15 protein-coding genes are annotated in these 16,155 nt (G+C 47.1%); all 15 read left to right on the top strand.

What is annotated here, in order from left to right; translation table 11 throughout:
* Positions 1-1,629: hypothetical protein (locus RMO27_RS09200; RefSeq protein WP_309731602.1), on the top strand; the 1,629-nt coding region annotated here is incomplete at its 5' end.
* Positions 1,630-1,639: 10 nt separating this feature from the next.
* A complete protein-coding gene (locus RMO27_RS09195; protein WP_309731600.1) occupies positions 1,640-2,359 on the top strand; it encodes a DJ-1/PfpI family protein in 720 nt (239 codons plus the stop codon).
* A gap of 23 nt (positions 2,360-2,382) precedes the next feature.
* Positions 2,383-3,213 (top strand): type 1 glutamine amidotransferase domain-containing protein, encoded by an 831-nt coding sequence (locus RMO27_RS09190; RefSeq protein WP_309731598.1) that lies wholly within the window; start codon positions 2,383-2,385, stop codon positions 3,211-3,213.
* A 20-nt stretch (positions 3,214-3,233) separates the two neighbouring features.
* Positions 3,234-4,940, top strand: coding sequence for a thiamine pyrophosphate-binding protein (locus tag RMO27_RS09185; protein ID WP_309731596.1), 1,707 nt, complete (start codon positions 3,234-3,236; stop codon positions 4,938-4,940).
* Between the two features lie 143 nt (positions 4,941-5,083).
* Complete coding sequence (locus RMO27_RS09180) at positions 5,084-5,782, top strand: EthD domain-containing protein (RefSeq protein WP_309731594.1); 699 nt, start codon at positions 5,084-5,086, stop codon at positions 5,780-5,782.
* 30 nt (positions 5,783-5,812) lie between these two features.
* The gene (locus RMO27_RS09175) at positions 5,813-6,136 is read left to right on the top strand and encodes a hypothetical protein (RefSeq protein ID WP_309731592.1); all 324 of its coding nucleotides are present in this window, start codon (positions 5,813-5,815) and stop codon (positions 6,134-6,136) included.
* A gap of 92 nt (positions 6,137-6,228) precedes the next feature.
* Positions 6,229-6,546 (top strand): Nif11-like leader peptide family natural product precursor, encoded by a 318-nt coding sequence (locus RMO27_RS09170; protein WP_309731590.1) that lies wholly within the window; start codon positions 6,229-6,231, stop codon positions 6,544-6,546.
* Between the two features lie 57 nt (positions 6,547-6,603).
* Positions 6,604-8,151, top strand: coding sequence for a GMC family oxidoreductase N-terminal domain-containing protein (locus RMO27_RS09165; protein ID WP_309731589.1), 1,548 nt, complete (start codon positions 6,604-6,606; stop codon positions 8,149-8,151).
* A 29-nt stretch (positions 8,152-8,180) separates the two neighbouring features.
* Positions 8,181-9,758, top strand: coding sequence for a GMC family oxidoreductase N-terminal domain-containing protein (locus RMO27_RS09160; RefSeq protein ID WP_309731586.1), 1,578 nt, complete (start codon positions 8,181-8,183; stop codon positions 9,756-9,758).
* Between the two features lie 81 nt (positions 9,759-9,839).
* Positions 9,840-10,862, top strand: a complete 1,023-nt coding sequence (locus RMO27_RS09155) for an alpha/beta fold hydrolase (protein WP_309731584.1) — start codon at positions 9,840-9,842, stop codon at positions 10,860-10,862.
* A 17-nt stretch (positions 10,863-10,879) separates the two neighbouring features.
* Entirely contained in the window at positions 10,880-11,011 is a 132-nt protein-coding gene (locus RMO27_RS09150) for a hypothetical protein (RefSeq protein WP_309731582.1), read from the top strand.
* Positions 11,012-11,031: 20 nt separating this feature from the next.
* A complete protein-coding gene (locus tag RMO27_RS09145; RefSeq protein ID WP_309731579.1) occupies positions 11,032-11,913 on the top strand; it encodes an alpha/beta hydrolase in 882 nt (293 codons plus the stop codon).
* 59 nt (positions 11,914-11,972) lie between these two features.
* Positions 11,973-12,392, top strand: coding sequence for a nuclear transport factor 2 family protein (locus RMO27_RS09140; RefSeq protein ID WP_309731578.1), 420 nt, complete (start codon positions 11,973-11,975; stop codon positions 12,390-12,392).
* 39 nt (positions 12,393-12,431) lie between these two features.
* Complete coding sequence (locus RMO27_RS09135; RefSeq protein ID WP_309731576.1) at positions 12,432-13,433, top strand: aldo/keto reductase; 1,002 nt, start codon at positions 12,432-12,434, stop codon at positions 13,431-13,433.
* 27 nt (positions 13,434-13,460) lie between these two features.
* Positions 13,461-15,896: an alpha-amylase family glycosyl hydrolase gene (locus tag RMO27_RS09130; protein WP_309731574.1), complete on the top strand. Its 2,436-nt coding sequence runs from the start codon at positions 13,461-13,463 to the stop codon at positions 15,894-15,896.
* Positions 15,897-16,155 lie beyond the last annotated feature (259 nt).

Below are 16,155 nucleotides of genomic sequence, written 5' to 3'. Positions count from 1 at the left end.
GCCGATACTTGGCTAGGTTTTCTGTTTCCCAACAAGAAAACCTATGAAATCGATGATTTTGCCCTGTATCGCACCAATTTAAACATCAGCGGCTTGCCCACCGATGACAATATTCAGGAGTGCGCCACACTGTCAAGATTGATCTATGGGTTATCGTCTGCTTATTTGCTGACTGGCTGCGAGAGCTATCTATCGGCTGCGCGGGCGGGGGTTCAATATCAGCGCGAGACGTTCCGCAGTTTGAGTGACGATGGCAAACATTGTTTTTGGGCTTTTGGCAAACGCAAGACTTTGTACAGTTATCAATTGTATGTCTGTTCCCTGAACGAAGATGACAAAGATACCATCCCCCTCTACGAACAAATTTATGCCTTAGCTGGGTTAACTCAGTACTATCGCATCACCTTAGATTGGGAAGTCCTAGATGATATTAAACGTACTATTCGCAGTTTTAATGACTTCTTTGTCGATCCACAATCAGAATATGGCAAAGCAGCCTATGGTGATTATTTTTCGCACTTAGATTATGTCAGCATGAGTTGGGATAGTGATGCTTTGGGGCACAACAAAGCTAGAAAGAATTGGAATTCAATTGGCGATCATATTCCGGCTTATCTAGTTAATTTGTTGATCGCGATCGAGCCTTTGCCATTAACCGATCATGGCTATGAAGAACTATTAGAATTCACTGAAATTTGCAAGAAAATTCTTCGTACCACCAGCAAAATAATCCTGGAGAAATTCCCAGATCCTGACTCAAATATTCCGTTTGTCAATGAAAAGTTTTTCCGAGATTGGACACCAGACCATGATTGGCGGTGGCAGCAAAATCGAGCAGTGGTGGGGCACAACTATAAGATCGCGTGGAATTTGACCCGCGTCGCTAACTATTACTATTCAGCAGCAGCTAAAATTCGCCCTGAAGATCGATCGACAGCTCAAGAAGAGACAGACTTAGCCGAAAAATTGATGAAACTAGCCGATCGATTGGGCATGGATATGTCTAAAATCGGACTAGATCTATTTCGCGGGGGGATTTTTGATGCGGTCGAAAGAAGTGCCAACAACGAAATGTTTATTGAGTTTCCCTGGGGAAATACCAAGGATTTTTGGCAACAAGAACAAGCCCTATTGGCTTACTTGATTTTACACGGTTGTACTAACGAAGGTAAAGATCAAAAACAAGAATACCTAGACTTAGCGCGAGAAATGTCTGTCTTTTGGAATTTGTTCTTTTTAGATCAAGAAAATAAAGGTATTTATTTCCGAGTTACTGAAAGTGGGATGCCGATTATCGAAGGTAATTATGGTAATAAAGGTACCCATTCTATCTCTGGATACCATGCCTTCGAGCTAAATTATTTAGCTCACATTTACATCAGCACTTACGTGACTAAAAAACCATTTTGCCTGTACTTTAAGCCTAATCTTAACTGCCGACAGCGATCGATTAATGTTTTACCCGATTTCTTCAAACCAGGCGATCTGGAAGTTACTAAAGTCAGTGTCGATGGGAGCGATCGATCTAGCCTCGATAACGATAATTTCCGATTAGAATTGAGCGAAAAAGAATTTCAACTCGGCTCAGAAGCGGAAATTGTGGTTGAGTTTACGCCCAAAAAAGGGTAGGAGCCAAAAGATGTCCAGCGATATGCTATCAGGCAAAAAAATTGCCGTTTTGGTGGAAAGCGAATATATTCCGGCCGAAATCGCGGCTTATCAACAGCGTTTTCCCGAATTGGGCGCGACGGTCGATCTGATGTCGCGGTTGTGGAATCAACCGAGTGCTCGCTTTGTCAGTGATGTTGATGAAGTTGGGAAAAGTTTGGAATATTTGGATGTCAGCATTGACTTCCAAAACATCAATCTACATGATTATGCTGCCGTGATCATGTCGGCCAATTATACTAGCGTCCGCCTGCGCTATTTTGAACCGCCCAAAGGACAGCCGATTAGTCCAGCCCAAACCCGCACTGCGCCAGCCGTCCAATTTTTTGCTGAAGCAATGGCAAATCCCCAGATGATCAAAGGCTTTCTCTGTCACGGATTGTGGATTCTCACCCCCATGCCAGAGTTGCTCACAGATCGCCGAGTGATCTGTCATGAGGTGGTATTGGCCGATATTACCAATGCAGGGGCGATTTATCTGCCGCCACCGCTGGATTCGGCACCAAACGATCCCCGCAATATTGTCATTGATGGGGATCTGGTCACAGGACGGGCGGGACACGATGTCCATGCGTTTATTGATGCAGTTGCCCGCCAAATTACCCTTCAAGCTCAAGGTTTGCCGTTGCTGTCCTCCAAACAGGTAGAACGCCAACAGGACGCAGACAAGCTCAAATATTTACCAACTTAGCCACTGTAGAGGAGCTAGATGTGATGAGTAAAAGTATTTTAATTATGCTCTCAGAATGGGGCTACTGGGGCGAAGAATTAGTCGGCCCCTTAGAAACCTTTGATGCGGCGGGATATCAGGTGGACTTTGCCACCCCCACGGGGAAACGACCGGTCGCGCTGACCCCCAGTATGGACGCAACCTTTGTCGATCCACCGTTAGGTCGTCCGGTGGTTTCCGCCGAAATGGCCGCCAAAGTCCAGAAACTAGATGATCCCAACAATCCCCGCTTGCAGCATCCCAAAAGTCTGCGCGAGTGGTTTCCAGATCGACCCTACTGGAGTTCACCCACTTTCTTGAGAGAGATGGAAGCATATTATCGCAAACTGGCCGAGCTAGACCGACAACTCCAACAATATGATGCCATCTTAATCGTCGGCGGTAGCGGCCCGATTATCGATTTAGCCAATAACCATCGAGTTCATGATGCGATCTTGAGCTTCCAGCGGATGAACAAGCCGATTGCCGCCGAATGCTACGGCGTCGCCTGTCTGGCCTTTGCGCGCAATCTCGACGATCGCCACAGCATCATTGCGGGCAAGCACGTCACAGGTCATTGCAAAGAATACGACTATTTGGATGGGACCGGATTCATGGGTACCGACCTGAATATGGGACCGCCACCCTATCCTTTGGAATATATCCTCCGCGACGCCACAGGTGCCGCCGGCCAATTTCACGGCAATGTCGGTCATGAGATCTCGGTGATTGTCGATTATCCGTTCATTACCGGACGCTCGACCCCAGACGCCTATGCCACGGGTGAAAAGTTAGTGGAAGTCTTGGAAAAAGGTCTCAAACGTTACGGTTGGTAAAAATATACAGTAGTAGCTTTATGACTATTAAAACTGGAAATTTTGCCATTCTAGAACAGTTTTTGGCAGATGGCATTCACTATATGTTCGGCAATCCTGGCACCTCAGAAGAAGGCTTTCTGGATGCATTATCTCAATACCCCGATCTCAAGTACATTCTGACACTGCAAGAATCAGTGGCAGTCATGGCAGCAGATGGCTATGCTCGGGCTACGAAAAAACCAGCTTTAGTCCAAATTCATAGCACGCCTGGTTTGGGAAATGCGATTGGTGCCCTTTATCAAGCCAAACGCGGTCATTCGCCCTTAATCGTCATTGGTGGGGATGCCGGGATTAAGTATCAAGCAATGGACGCACAAATGGCCGGAGATTTGGTCGCGATGGCCGAGCCAGTCACCAAATGGTCAACGATGGTGATGGAGCCATCTTCACTGTTACGAATCCTGCGGCGGGCGATCAAAATTGCGGCAACACCACCGATGGGGCCAGTGTATGTTTGTTTGCCAATGGATATTTTGGACGCTCCCATGGTTGGGGCAGTCAGACCGACCTCGTTTCCGTCTACGAGCACCATTCCCGATGAAGACTCGCTCAACAGTGTGGCAGCAATTTTAGCTGCAGCTCAAAAACCGATGATTTTTGTCGGCGATGGCATTGCTTATGCTGCTGCCCAAAATGAATTAACTGCTGTTGCCGAACTTTTAGGTGCAGAGGTGTGGGAAGCCGATAGTGGCGAGTTAAATATGAGCTATCGCCATCCACTCTATCAAGGGATGACGGGGCATATGTTTGGCTCTAGCAGTCGATCGATTACTACTAAAGGTGATGTCAATTTAATTTGCGGCACATATATGTTGCCGGAGGTATTTCCCGAATTAGGGGAGATCTTTGCTAACGATGCTAAAACGATTCACATCGATCTTAATGCTTACGAGATTGCCAAAAATCACCCTGTAGATTTAGGTTTTGCTAGCGATCCCAAACTGACTTTAGCTAAGTTAGGGAGTCTGCTCAAGACCATGATGACACCAGACCAACAACAACTGGCTCACCAGAGAACCGCTCAAATCGGCCAAGCGAAACAACAGCATCGCGACAGTCAACTAGCAGGCGATCTTGCCGTCAGGGAGGCAATTCCGCTGCATTTTTCGCGAATTGCCGAAGAATTAGTAGCCCAATTACCCACAGATGCCATTGTCTTTGATGAAGCTTTAACTTGCTCTCCACAACTGACGCGCTATTTACTGCCAACCCAACCGGAGCATTACTTCCTGACTCGTGGTGGTTCTTTAGGAGTGGGCATTCCCGGGGCAATTGGTGCCAAATTAGCCCATCCAGATAAAACGGTCATTGGCATTACTGGCGATGGCGGTGCGATGTATACGATCCAGGCGCTGTGGTCGGCGGCGCGTCATCAGGTCGATGCCAAATTTATCATCTGCAATAACCGTTCCTACCGATTATTACAGTTGAATATTCAGGCTTATTGGCAACAGCAACAGCTAGAAACTCACGATTTCCCGCTCAGTTTCGATCTCTCTGAGCCAGAGATTCGCTTTGACGAAATGGCTCGCGCGATGGGGGTGGCCGCAATTCGGATCGAAAAGCCCGAAGAAATCGCCCCAGCCATCCGCACTGCATTAGCTCACAACGGACCATTTCTGATCGATGCCGTTTTAGCAGCAGATGTTCGTCCAGAAGCGATCGGGGTTAAGTGCGGTCAGTAGTTGGATCGAATCAATCTCGGATTCAATCGACGCAGTTAATCGAGAAATATATCGCAATCTTCAGTCCCGTTAGGGATCGAGATTATGGGCTGATGCCATGTCCCAACTCCCAATCCCTAATTCCCAATTTCAGGAATTGATTTATGATTCACCAATTAATATTTGCTCATCCCAGACCTGGTATGAGTGAGGCGGATTTTCAAAACTATTGGATTAATTTTCATGCAGTTCATTACGCCAGCAAAATTCCTCAAATTAAAAGATATTTAATCGATTCGAGGATTCCATTTGGCGTAGAGCCAGCAGACCCACTCTTTAGTGGTGTTGCCGAAATTTGGTTAGAAAATGAAACAGCACAAATTGCATCGCTTCAGTCGAAAGAATTTCTCGCAGGAGCACGTTTAGATGAGCCTAACTGGGCAGCTTTTTGGCGCACTGTCGGGCTAGATACCACCGCTCACGTACTGCTGGAAGCAAAACCACCCCAGCGAGATTCAAAAATGGTCAAGTTGTTGGTGCTGGTGAAACGCAAATCCGGCATGCCATTGGAGAAATTTAGAGAGTTGATGTTAGCAGATATGGCAGTCAAAGTCATCAAACTTCCTGGTTTACGCCGCTATCTACAATGTCACGTTCGCGATGGTTTTTATGCGATCGGCGAATCGATACTTGATTGTGTTTCCCAGCTTTGGTTTGACGATTTAGCATCGCTAGAAACAGCTTTGAAGTCACCAGAGTATCAAAATTTCGTTCTCCCACAGTTCGAGCATCTATTTGAAACCAAATATATCCATCAAATGGTAACTACTGAAACATGGATTATTGGGCCAGACTTTCGCTAGATTAGATAATTAATTAAATTAACTTAGATTATGTCTTATCAAAATGTTATCGATTTTTTCAAGGCTTGCGATCATGATGTTGCCTTGCTAGAACAATTTGAGTTGAGAAGTTTAGCTGAACTGCTATTACATGCTAATACTTTAGGTTATCGCTTTAGTAGTCGTGAGTTAAGTGCTGTTATTGGCAGTATGGAAACCAAGCTGATCGTAGAGAAAATGGGGGAAGAAATTGCAGCTTCTAGTAGCTTATGGCGACGAATGTGGGGTAAATCTCGGTTGAAGTATGCGGTTGAAGAATTATTCAAAAGCTTCTCTCAGTCGGAATTAGAGCAGCTTCTTAGCTCTTTAGCATAGTTCTGGCGAATCTCCTTTAGAAAAAAAGTTAAGCCAAACTTATATACCCTAATTTGAGAAGTCAATCAATCACTTCGAGGATAGTAGATTTCATGGCAAAAGTGGAAGTAATTAATTTTTTGCAAAAGTTAGCAACAGCATCTGAATTGCGGCATCAACTCAAAATATTGCCCAAGCATGAGGTATTAACTGATGCACAGCAGTTAGGCTACAAGTTCACCGAGCAGGAATTTGATAATACTGTTTGGGATTTAGAAATATCACTGGCTAAAAAGTTAGGAGAAAGTTTTAATTTGAACTTTAGTCTTTGGGAAGCTATGTGGGGAAATTATTACCTGGAATTCATCGCGACTAATGTTGTTGATTGCTTTTCAGTAGCAGAAATTGAAGACTTTATCAAGCAACCATGACTGTTTTTTAATAATTCGATCTGAGCACTTTGTGTTGATTATTCATACAGTAACTATATGAACTTTGAAAGTACCTTTGATTACATCATTGTTGGTGCTGGTGCGGCTGGTTGTGTGATTGCCTACCGATTAATTAAAAATCTTGATTGTCGAGTTTTGTTAGTAGAAGCTGGCGATCGAGATCGTCATCCCGCGATTCACAATACAGATCTGCCGTCGATGACTTCCCTGTGGGGTTCGGCAGTTGATTGGAACTATGTCACAGAAACACAAGCAGGTTTAGCCGATCGGACGATCCCGATCTCTCAAGGCAAGGTGTTAGGTGGTGGTAGTTCAATTAATGCCATGATGTATGTGCGGGGTAATCGTCGAGACTACGATCGCTGGCAATCTCTAGGCAATCAAGGCTGGAGTTATCAAGATCTGTTGCCCTATTTCCAAAAGTCGGAAGACTATGAAGGTGGAGCCTCTGCCTATCGGGGAGCAGGCGGTCTTTTACACGTCATTAACTACCGCGATCCCGCTCCCGTGTCTGCGGCTTTCATCGCTGCGGCCATGGAACTGGGCTACGGTGGCGATTTCTGGGATTGCAACGGCGAACAACAAGAAAATGGCGCGTTTTTCTATCAATCGACCCGGACTGAAGATAATCACCGTTGCAGTGCGGCGGTGGCTTTTCTCAACCCGATCCTAGCACACCCCAACTTGACTGTAGCTACTAATGCTCATGCAACTAAACTTGTAGTCGAGCAAGAACGAGTCATCGGTTTAGAATATCTCCAAGCTGGCAAAATTAACTGCGTTGGTGCTGACACTGAAGTCATCGTCTGTTGCGGTGCTTTTGCCTCTCCCAAGCTGTTGATGCTCTCGGGGATTGGCGGTGCCGAACAGTTACAACAGCAGGGCATTGCCGTCGTCGCCGATGTGCCCGGAGTTGGCAAAAACTTGCAAGATCATTTGCTGTTTGGAGTTGGATATCGCTGTCAAACAGATCAGCCTACACCCAATCTTCTCTCTGAAGCTGGCTTGTTTACTTACAGCAGCAACGATCTAGATCGTCAGCTTAATTCCCCAGATTTGCAATTCTTTTTTGGTCCAGTCCAGTTCTTAGCAGCCCAATATCAAGTGGATGGCCCTGGTTTTACATTTGCGCCAATTTTAGTGCAACCGGAAAGTCGGGGAACTGTGACGTTGCGATCGAATAACCCCCAAGATTTAGCTGTAATTCAACCTAATTATTTAGCATCTGTCAAAGATGTTGAAGTTTTAGTGCGAGGGATCGAGTTATCGAGGGAATTGGTGAATACCAGTGCTTTTGATAAATTTCGGGGCGAGGAATTAGCCCCTGGGGTTCAGCTCACCAGCAAAGCCGACTTAAGCGCGTATATTCGGCAAGTAGCTTCAACTGTATGGCATCCAGTGGGTACTTGCAAGATGGGGCGCGATCGCGATGCCGTAGTTAATGCACAGTTGCAAGTGCGGGGAGTTGCTGGATTGCGAGTGGCTGATGCTTCGATCATGCCCACAATTACTAGTGGTAATACAAATGCTCCCACCATGGCGATCGCCGAAAAAGCCGCCGATCTGATTATGGCTGCGTGTTAGTGACAACCCAACTGGAAGAGACACAATTTATGAGCGAAACTTTTGATTTTATTATTGTCGGTTCGGGAACCGCCGGTGCAACGATTGCCTGCCGTTTAAGCGAACTAGCGACTGCCAAAATCTTGATTTTGGAGGCTGGTGACACCCAAAACTGGGAATCGATCCAGACTCCCTATCGCTGGAATGAGCTATTGCTGACCGAAATCGATTGGGCGTATATGAGCGTCCCCCAGCCCGGTCTTGGTAATAGACAAATCTATTCGGCTGCTGGCAAAGCGAGCGGTGGTACTTCTAATGTCTATCACATGATTCATACTAGAGCCAAACCCGCCGATCTTGACGATTGGTCTGCTAACGGTTGTACTGGTTGGTCTTTTGCCGAATTACTGCCCTATTTCCAGAAGCTAGAACATCAACAAGATGACACTAATCCTACGGCGGGTAAAGATGGCCCAATTAATGTTGTCGATGCTCAAAATTTAGGCAACCCAACTTCACAAACTTTTATCGATGCTTGTGTCGAACTGGGATATCCTCGTGTCAAAGATTTTAATGCCGAAGCTGCTGGAGTGGGTTGGCATCATGTAGACATTAAAGATGGCAAGCGTTCTGGAGTGAGAACTGCTTATTTGGAACCAGCTTTAGCTCGTCCTAATGTCACTTTAAGTTCTAAATCTTTGACTACCAAACTATTAATCGCAAACAATCATTGTGTCGGGGTCGAATATCAGCAAGATGGCGTCGTAAAAACGGCTCGTTGCAGCCAGGAAGTCATCGTTTGTGCTGGCGCGATTCAGTCGCCCAAACTATTAATGTTGTCTGGGATTGGGAATTCAGAGCACCTCCAACAATTCAACATCCCGACGATCGTCAATCTACCTGGGGTGGGCGAAAACTTTCACGATCATCCCTTAGCCATCGGGCCGATGGGGATGATGTCTCAACCAGGCGCAGATCCCCAAGGCAATATGACCGAAGTTGCCTTATTTTGGAAATCGGCAGCAGCCATGCTAGTTCCCGATCTAGAAATTTGCCTGGTTCATCGTGCGCCCTACGGGGAAGCATTTTTTGAGAATGTAGTCAGAAGATTGCAAACTAACGAACCAATCCCTCCAGTTAGCCAATTAGTCGATCCGCGAATTATCTTGGCACTCCCAGGGTTAGTCCGCCCCCTGTCTCGCGGCTGGGTGCGGTTGGCTAGTAGCGATCCGACCGCCAATCCGTTGATTAATGCTAACTACTGTGGGGAACAGGTAGATCTCGATCGGATGGTGCAAATGGTGCAGATCGCCAGAGACATCTATCAAACTCAAGCATTTGCCAAGCTGGGCTTAGTTGAAATTAACCCAGGTGCTGATGTCAAAACTGCAGCGGATCTCCGGAATTGGGTGATTAATAATACTGGTTCTTACTATCACTATGTCGGATCTTGCAAAATGGGGATTGACAAGATGGCCGTGGTAGATTCCGATCTGAAAGTCTACGGCGTAGCCGGTTTGCGGGTAGCTGATGCTTCGATTATGCCGGCTATTCCCGCTGCCAATCCCCATACAACTATTGTGGCGATCGCTGAAAAAGCTGCGGATTTAATTAAACAAGATTGGTAATCAGTCCTAACACTCTAATCCGAATCTTGCTCCAAATTCCCAATTTTCCCCGCCGATCACACCAAATTAACTTGAGGTCATATGCCCGAACCAATCGCCACCCAAATCTTTGAGTTAGGAGACTTCCAGCTAACTAGTGGAATCACTCTACCCCAAGCCAAACTTTCCTATAAAACGTATGGCACCTTAAATGCTGCCAAAGATAATGCGATCGTCTTTCCGCACTTCTTAGGCGGAGCACCAGCAGCCCTAGAGATCTTTATTGAAGAGGGTCGCCCGTTAGATCCCAGTAAATACTTGATCGTTTTACCTGGGCTATTTGGTGCTGGGGTCTCATCTTCCCCTAGTAATACCGCACCTCCATTCGATCGTGGAGCCTTCCCCCAAACTACCATTGCCGATGATGTCATTGCCCAGCATCGGTTAGTAACAGAAGTGTTTGGGATCGAACAACTACACCTAGTTTTGGGTTGGTCTGTAGGCGCATTACAAACATATGAATGGGCGGTGCGTTTTCCGGGGATGGTGAAACGAGCAGCCTCCATTGCTGGCGCGCCTAAACCTTCTCCGTGGACTACCTTGTGGCTGCAAACGGCGATCGAAGAACCACTTACCGCCGATCCAGCGTGGAATAACGGTTTTTACAACGATCCCCGCGATCTGCAAGCCGGATTGCGCCGTCAAGGTCACATTATGGCACTGACATTACCACCGTTGGGATTCTATCGCGAGGGTGAAGAGGTCTGGCGATCGATCGGGTTTTCTTCTCGTAATGACTTTATCGCCCGCTTTTGGGAAGCATTTATGCTACCGCAAGATCCGAACGATCTGGTCACTCAGTCACGCAAGACTCGTGCCGCAGATCCCAGTGCTGGTGGGGACTTAGATGCAGCCCTACAGCAAATCAAAGCTAAAATGTTCGTCATCGCTTTTAATGGCGATATGATGTTCCCGCCCGAAGAGTGTCAGCGAGATGCACAGCGGATTCCCAATGCCCAATATCGACAAGTGACTAGCAAAGGCGGTCACTTAACCACCTTTGCTTTAACCCCGCCAGACAAGCAGGCAATGGACGAGATCTTACAACAGGTATTGACGGGTTGATCGATTAGGGATTGGGGATGAAGAATTTTGCTGAGATCCAAGCTCTGAAAATCCCGATTTGTGAGGATTTAAAAGGGAAAAACACTCTCAGTCTAGATATTATCGCTCAACTGATTGCCGCGATCCCATCAGTCAATGTGGCATTTTAAGTTTTTACAAGAGGTGATTTATGTATATCGGTCGAGATTGGGCAATCGAGCACAACCAAACCGCAAAAGTTAACAATGCCGAACTTAAATACACCGTATTGGGAAGTGGCGAACCCGTGCTGTGTATTCATGGGACGAACATTGCCGATAGCTTGATTACGCCCCTACAGTTCTATCCGCCCCTACTGGAAAAATACCAATTTATTAGCTACTACAGGGCTGGATACAATGGCAGCACCCTAGAGAAGGATAGTTTGAGTATTCAAGAAAGTGCCGAGCATGTTAAACAATTGCTAGCGCATCTAGGAATTCAGAAAACTCATCTGCTGGCTTTCTCATTTGGTGGGGTGATCGGCTTTGAGTTTTTAATTTCCGATCCTGATTTAGTGCATTCAGCCATTCTATTAGAGCCGTATTTGCCAAGAGAGGCTCCCGCCGGAGTTGAGGCTAATATTACAGCCTTTAATCGGGCAATGGAACTATTTCAAACAGGCGATCGATTGGGTGCCGCGCAACGCTATATGGTGGATGTCTGCGGCGGCAGTTTCCTCAGTGCTGTGGATCTGACAAATCCCCTCGATGTCTGGCACCGAGTCTCTGTGGATGCCAATATCGCTTTTACTATCGATTTTCCAGCAATTTCCAATTGGGGATTTAAAATGTCCCAAGCAGATAAGTTAGTAGCCCACAAACCAACGATGCCAATCTTGGCAGTGATGGGATTAGATAGCGAAGCCGCGATGCCAGGTTTTCGAGAAACTCAAGAGTTTCTAATGAACTGGCTCCCCCAAGCCGAACGCTGCGGAATTATGAATGCAACTCACGGGATGCAAAGCATGAATCCTGTAGCAGTCGGACAAGCGGCTTTAGCCTTTCTCCAAAAACATCCAATGGCAAATTGAAATTGCAAGAGATATGAACTCTGGTGTTGGACTTTTGAGATTAAATTGAGGATATTTTCATGTCTTTATTAAATTTAGCTAGCGATTTTTTCACCGCCCTCAATGCTCACGATTTAGACAAAGTCGCTGCGGCGATTTCTCCTGTAGCCAATATTCACACCCCCATCGGGTCGTTTGTCGGCGGGGAAGCCTATCGAGAGTGGATGTTGATGCATTTTCGAGCCATGCCCGACTTCACTCACGAAATTCGCGGTATGGCAGTCGAATCTTCTGCAACTCTGGCTTTTGAGTTACACGCAACGGGCACAATGACTGGTTCGTTAGCTTTACCTAGCGGTGATGCGCTCCCTACGGGAAGGGCGATTGATATTTCTGCCGCTGACTTTTGGCAGTTTGAGAATGGATTAATTGTTGAATATCATCTTTATTTCGATCGCCTAGACTTTTTTGGTCAACTCGGACTACCTGCCGATATTTAATTGCTACAATCCACTTTTTTGGAATAAAAATTAAAAATCATGCAAACTCGCACTATTGGTCAAAATGGTTCTTCCGTCTCCGCCATTGGCTTAGGTTTAATGGGGATGTCCGACTTCTACGGTCCTACTGATGAAGCCGAAAGCATCTCTACCATCCATGCTGCTCTCGATGCCGGAATTACGTTACTCGATACGGGCGACTTCTATGGTTCTGGTCACAATGAACTGCTGCTGCGGGACGCCCTCAAGGGACGCAAGCGGGAAGATACGTTCATCGCTGTCAAATTCGGCGTCATGCGATCGCCTAATGGTGGTTTTGGGGGGATTGATTGTCGCCCGGCAGCGGTCAAAAATTCCCTCAGTTATACGCTCAAACGCCTAGGCACCGATTATATCGATCTCTACCAACCAGCCCGTTTAGACCCCGCAGTACCGATCGAAGACACGATTGGGGCAATAGCAGAAATGGTGGAAGCTGGCTACGTGAAGCAGATTGGGCTGTCTGAGGCCAGTCCAGCAACGCTACGCCGTGCCAGTGCAATTCATCCGATTAGTTGGCTCCAGATCGAATACTCGCTGCTCAGTCGTGGCATTGAAGCCGAAATATTGCCGACAGCTCGCGAGCTAGGCATCGCAATTACGGCCTATGGAGTTCTATCGCGAGGTTTATTGAGCGGTCATTGGTCTCAACAGCGTTCTGAATCAGCTCGCGACTTCCGAGCGCATTTACCCCGGTTCACTGGAGCCAATTTAGAGAGCAATCTGGCTCTAGTCGAGTCACTGCGGGCAGTTGCTACCGAAAAAGCCGCAACAGTAGCTCAAGTCGCGATCGCCTGGATTTTAGCACAGGGAACCGACATTATTCCTTTAGTTGGCGCGCGCCGACGCGATCGCTTGAGTGAAGCCTTGGGGGCGTTAAACGTCGATCTCAATCCAGCAGATCTCCGCCGGATTGAAGCCGCCATACCGCCAAGTGCAGTGGCTGGAGATCGCTATGATGCCGGCCAAATGGCGATGCTCGATAGCGAAAGAAAAGGCTAATACCGTTTAATTAAACAGGATGTTGTCATGGCTATAGTTCAATTTACTTATTTAACTGGGTTACAAAGATCGATTTTTAGTAACGTCCGGTTGACCGGAAGTTGGGATGCAAATGGTCGCTCCTCGCCAACTTGGACAACCGTGCCGATGCAGTCGATCGTGGCTGAAGATGGTTGTCCGGCCTTTCGAGCCACAGTCACTTTCGACGATCCACAAATCGATCGAGAATTTCAGTGGGGTGTGAGATTGGACGCGCCAGCGGGTAACAATCTCTGGGGGATCGTCACTGAATCAAATAACAATAATTTAGTAGAACGCGATCGCCGCTTTATTTTACAAAATTTAGGCAACCAGCCTCAATTAGTCACATATTACCTCACTCATAATCGCCGATTGGGCGCGCAGAAGTATTACTCGAACGGTAGCAATCACCCTGGAGTCCAGTTTAGTGTCTGGGCACCAAATGCTCGCAATGTCGAAGTTGTGTTTGGCAACAACTCCAGCGGCTACATTGCGGACGATGGTACGGGCATCGATCGTACTCGCCCCCCGGTGGCGATGTCGAGACAACCAGATGGGGTGTGGCAAACCAATGCTGAGACAGCACTAGCTGATTTTACGGCTTATGGGCGATTGCCATATATGTTTAGAGTCACCAAAGATGATGGCAACGTCGCTTATAAAACCGATCTTTACTCTCGTTGTCAGATTGGCAAAGGTCAAATTCGTCCCGCGCCTGGGACACATTATGCTGGCACTTATCCAGAATTAGACGGTTTAGTGAGCTGTTCGGTAGTAGTCGATCCCGAAACAGTCACCAGGGAAATTGCTGCCGAAATCTCGCCATCGCCAGTATTTATCTCCGCAGCCGAATTTTGGCAAAATGAGTTTAATGCCAATCTACCTTTACCTCGACGGGTCGAAGATTTGGTCATTTATGAATTACACGTCGGTGCTTTGGGCTACGGTCGAGATCGACCGGGGAATTTTGAAGATGCGATCGCGCTAGTGCCTTATTTAGTAGACTTAGGCGTCAATGCGATCGAACTTTTACCGATGTCTGAATTTGGCGGCGAAGTAAATTGGGGCTACGAAACTTCCCACTACTTTGCCTTGGAATATAGTGCGGGCGGGAGAGACCAACTGAAACACTTGATCCGTGCTTGTCACCGGCAGGGGATTGCCGTGATTATGGATGTCGTTTACAACCACTATTCCCCCAATTCCGGGCGAGCAGAATGGGCGTATGATTCCGAGCTGCCCGATCGAAATATCTACTATTGGTACGAAGGTAGCTCTAGTAATTATCCCCAAGCCGATGGCGGCTATGTCGATAATATGTCTACCGGATATTCGCCGCGTTTCCACGCTGAAATAGTCCGCAAAATGTTTATTAGCAGTGCCGTGATGCTGATGGAAGAGTTTCATGTCGATGGTTTCCGCGTGGATCAAACTACCGCGATGCACCTCTATAATGTGCTCCATGCTGATGGTAGACCGTTAGGCAACGTTAATGCTTTTGGGGCTAAATTTCTCAGAGAATTGACCAGCACGTTGAAGCTAGTCAATCCAGATATTATGCTCATGGCTGAAGACCATTCTAATTGGGAGCGAGTCACCCAATCTCCTGCGGTTGGTGGTTTGGGATTCGATCGCACTTGGTATGCGGATTTCTATCACCATCTGATCGGGGATACTCAGACTGGAACTCAATATGCCAAATTAATTCCGACGGCGGGATTGGGTGGCAACGAACCGCTGGCGATGGATCTGTTTGCCGGGGCATTGGCAAATTCTGGGGCACAGAAAGTTGTCTACCACGAATCTCACGACGAGGCGGGTAACTCATCGGCTCAATTAAACGGCAATCGGATGGAATCGCGACGTACGATTGTGGCGGCTGTCAATGGCGCACCATTAATCGGTGCAACTCGTCGCTATGGTGAGGCGCGCGCTCGGTTTGCCTTTGGCATGAATATCCTGTCTGCTGGTACCCCGATGTTTATGATGGGAGAAGAGATCGGGGCACAGAAACCATACCGCTACGGCGATTTTATGAACAATCGCGAAGATTTGTGGGGCGAGCGACAAGGCGAAGGTCAACGCTTGTTCCGATTTTATCAAGATCTAATTCGCTTGCGCCTGAATCATCAGGGATTGCGATCGCCCAATATTTCGGTGGATTACGTTCACAATGCCAATCGAATTATTGCGTTCAGACGGTGGCATGAATCCGAAGAGTTATTAATTATCGGCAGTCTCAATAATACTGCTTTTAGTACTGGCTACACGATTGTATCGCCACGCCTAAATACGGCTCGGTGGCAAGAAATATTTAATAGCGATGCGAGTATTTATGGCGGCGATGCGATCGGTAATTCCGGGGGCAATATTTTTGCTCGTGATGGGAGTATGCAAGTAGTTATTCCCGCTAACGGATTGCTAGTTCTGATCCGAAATTGAGATCTTAATAGCTTTGGATTAGCTACCGGACAGTCGATCTGTGCCAGCCGTGAGTGAGTCACAATCGCGGGATTTACTCACGGCAGTAGCGGCATCTTTAGGACGATCGATTGTTATTTAACGTTAGTTCTGGTTAATGATCGTCGCTAAATGCCTGTGAAAAGCCAATCGGTAGGCGGCATATACTTGTGGGCTGCGTTTTTCTTGGTGGGGGCAGAACCCGGATCTGGGGGTTGTCTTGATGCGCTAAACCGTTGGG

The sequence above is a fragment of the Chamaesiphon sp. OTE_75_metabat_556 genome, from assembly GCF_031378165.1.
Classification (GTDB): Bacteria; Cyanobacteriota; Cyanobacteriia; order Cyanobacteriales; family Chamaesiphonaceae; genus Chamaesiphon.
The sequence above is the reverse complement of the archived record's forward strand: the minus strand, read 5'-3'. Positions and strand labels throughout refer to the sequence as shown.

Excerpts from the sequence above, each read along its gene's own strand:
- RMO27_RS09190 (WP_309731598.1), top strand. The coding sequence starts at position 2,383 with ATGAGTAAAAGTATTTTAATTATGCTCTCAGAATGGGGCTACTGGGGC.
- RMO27_RS09155 (WP_309731584.1), top strand. The coding sequence starts at position 9,840 with ATGCCCGAACCAATCGCCACCCAAATCTTTGAGTTAGGAGACTTCCAG.
- RMO27_RS09175 (WP_309731592.1), top strand. The coding sequence starts at position 5,813 with ATGTCTTATCAAAATGTTATCGATTTTTTCAAGGCTTGCGATCATGAT.
- RMO27_RS09160 (WP_309731586.1), top strand. The coding sequence starts at position 8,181 with ATGAGCGAAACTTTTGATTTTATTATTGTCGGTTCGGGAACCGCCGGT.
- RMO27_RS09145 (WP_309731579.1), top strand. The coding sequence starts at position 11,032 with ATGTATATCGGTCGAGATTGGGCAATCGAGCACAACCAAACCGCAAAA.
- RMO27_RS09135 (WP_309731576.1), top strand. The coding sequence starts at position 12,432 with ATGCAAACTCGCACTATTGGTCAAAATGGTTCTTCCGTCTCCGCCATT.
- RMO27_RS09165 (WP_309731589.1), top strand. The coding sequence starts at position 6,604 with ATGAACTTTGAAAGTACCTTTGATTACATCATTGTTGGTGCTGGTGCG.
- RMO27_RS09185 (WP_309731596.1), top strand. The coding sequence starts at position 3,234 with ATGACTATTAAAACTGGAAATTTTGCCATTCTAGAACAGTTTTTGGCA.
- RMO27_RS09130 (WP_309731574.1), top strand. The coding sequence starts at position 13,461 with ATGGCTATAGTTCAATTTACTTATTTAACTGGGTTACAAAGATCGATT.
- RMO27_RS09170 (WP_309731590.1), top strand. The coding sequence starts at position 6,229 with ATGGCAAAAGTGGAAGTAATTAATTTTTTGCAAAAGTTAGCAACAGCA.
- RMO27_RS09180 (WP_309731594.1), top strand. The coding sequence starts at position 5,084 with ATGATTCACCAATTAATATTTGCTCATCCCAGACCTGGTATGAGTGAG.
- RMO27_RS09140 (WP_309731578.1), top strand. The coding sequence starts at position 11,973 with ATGTCTTTATTAAATTTAGCTAGCGATTTTTTCACCGCCCTCAATGCT.
- RMO27_RS09150 (WP_309731582.1), top strand. The coding sequence starts at position 10,880 with ATGAAGAATTTTGCTGAGATCCAAGCTCTGAAAATCCCGATTTGTGAG.
- RMO27_RS09195 (WP_309731600.1), top strand. The coding sequence starts at position 1,640 with ATGTCCAGCGATATGCTATCAGGCAAAAAAATTGCCGTTTTGGTGGAA.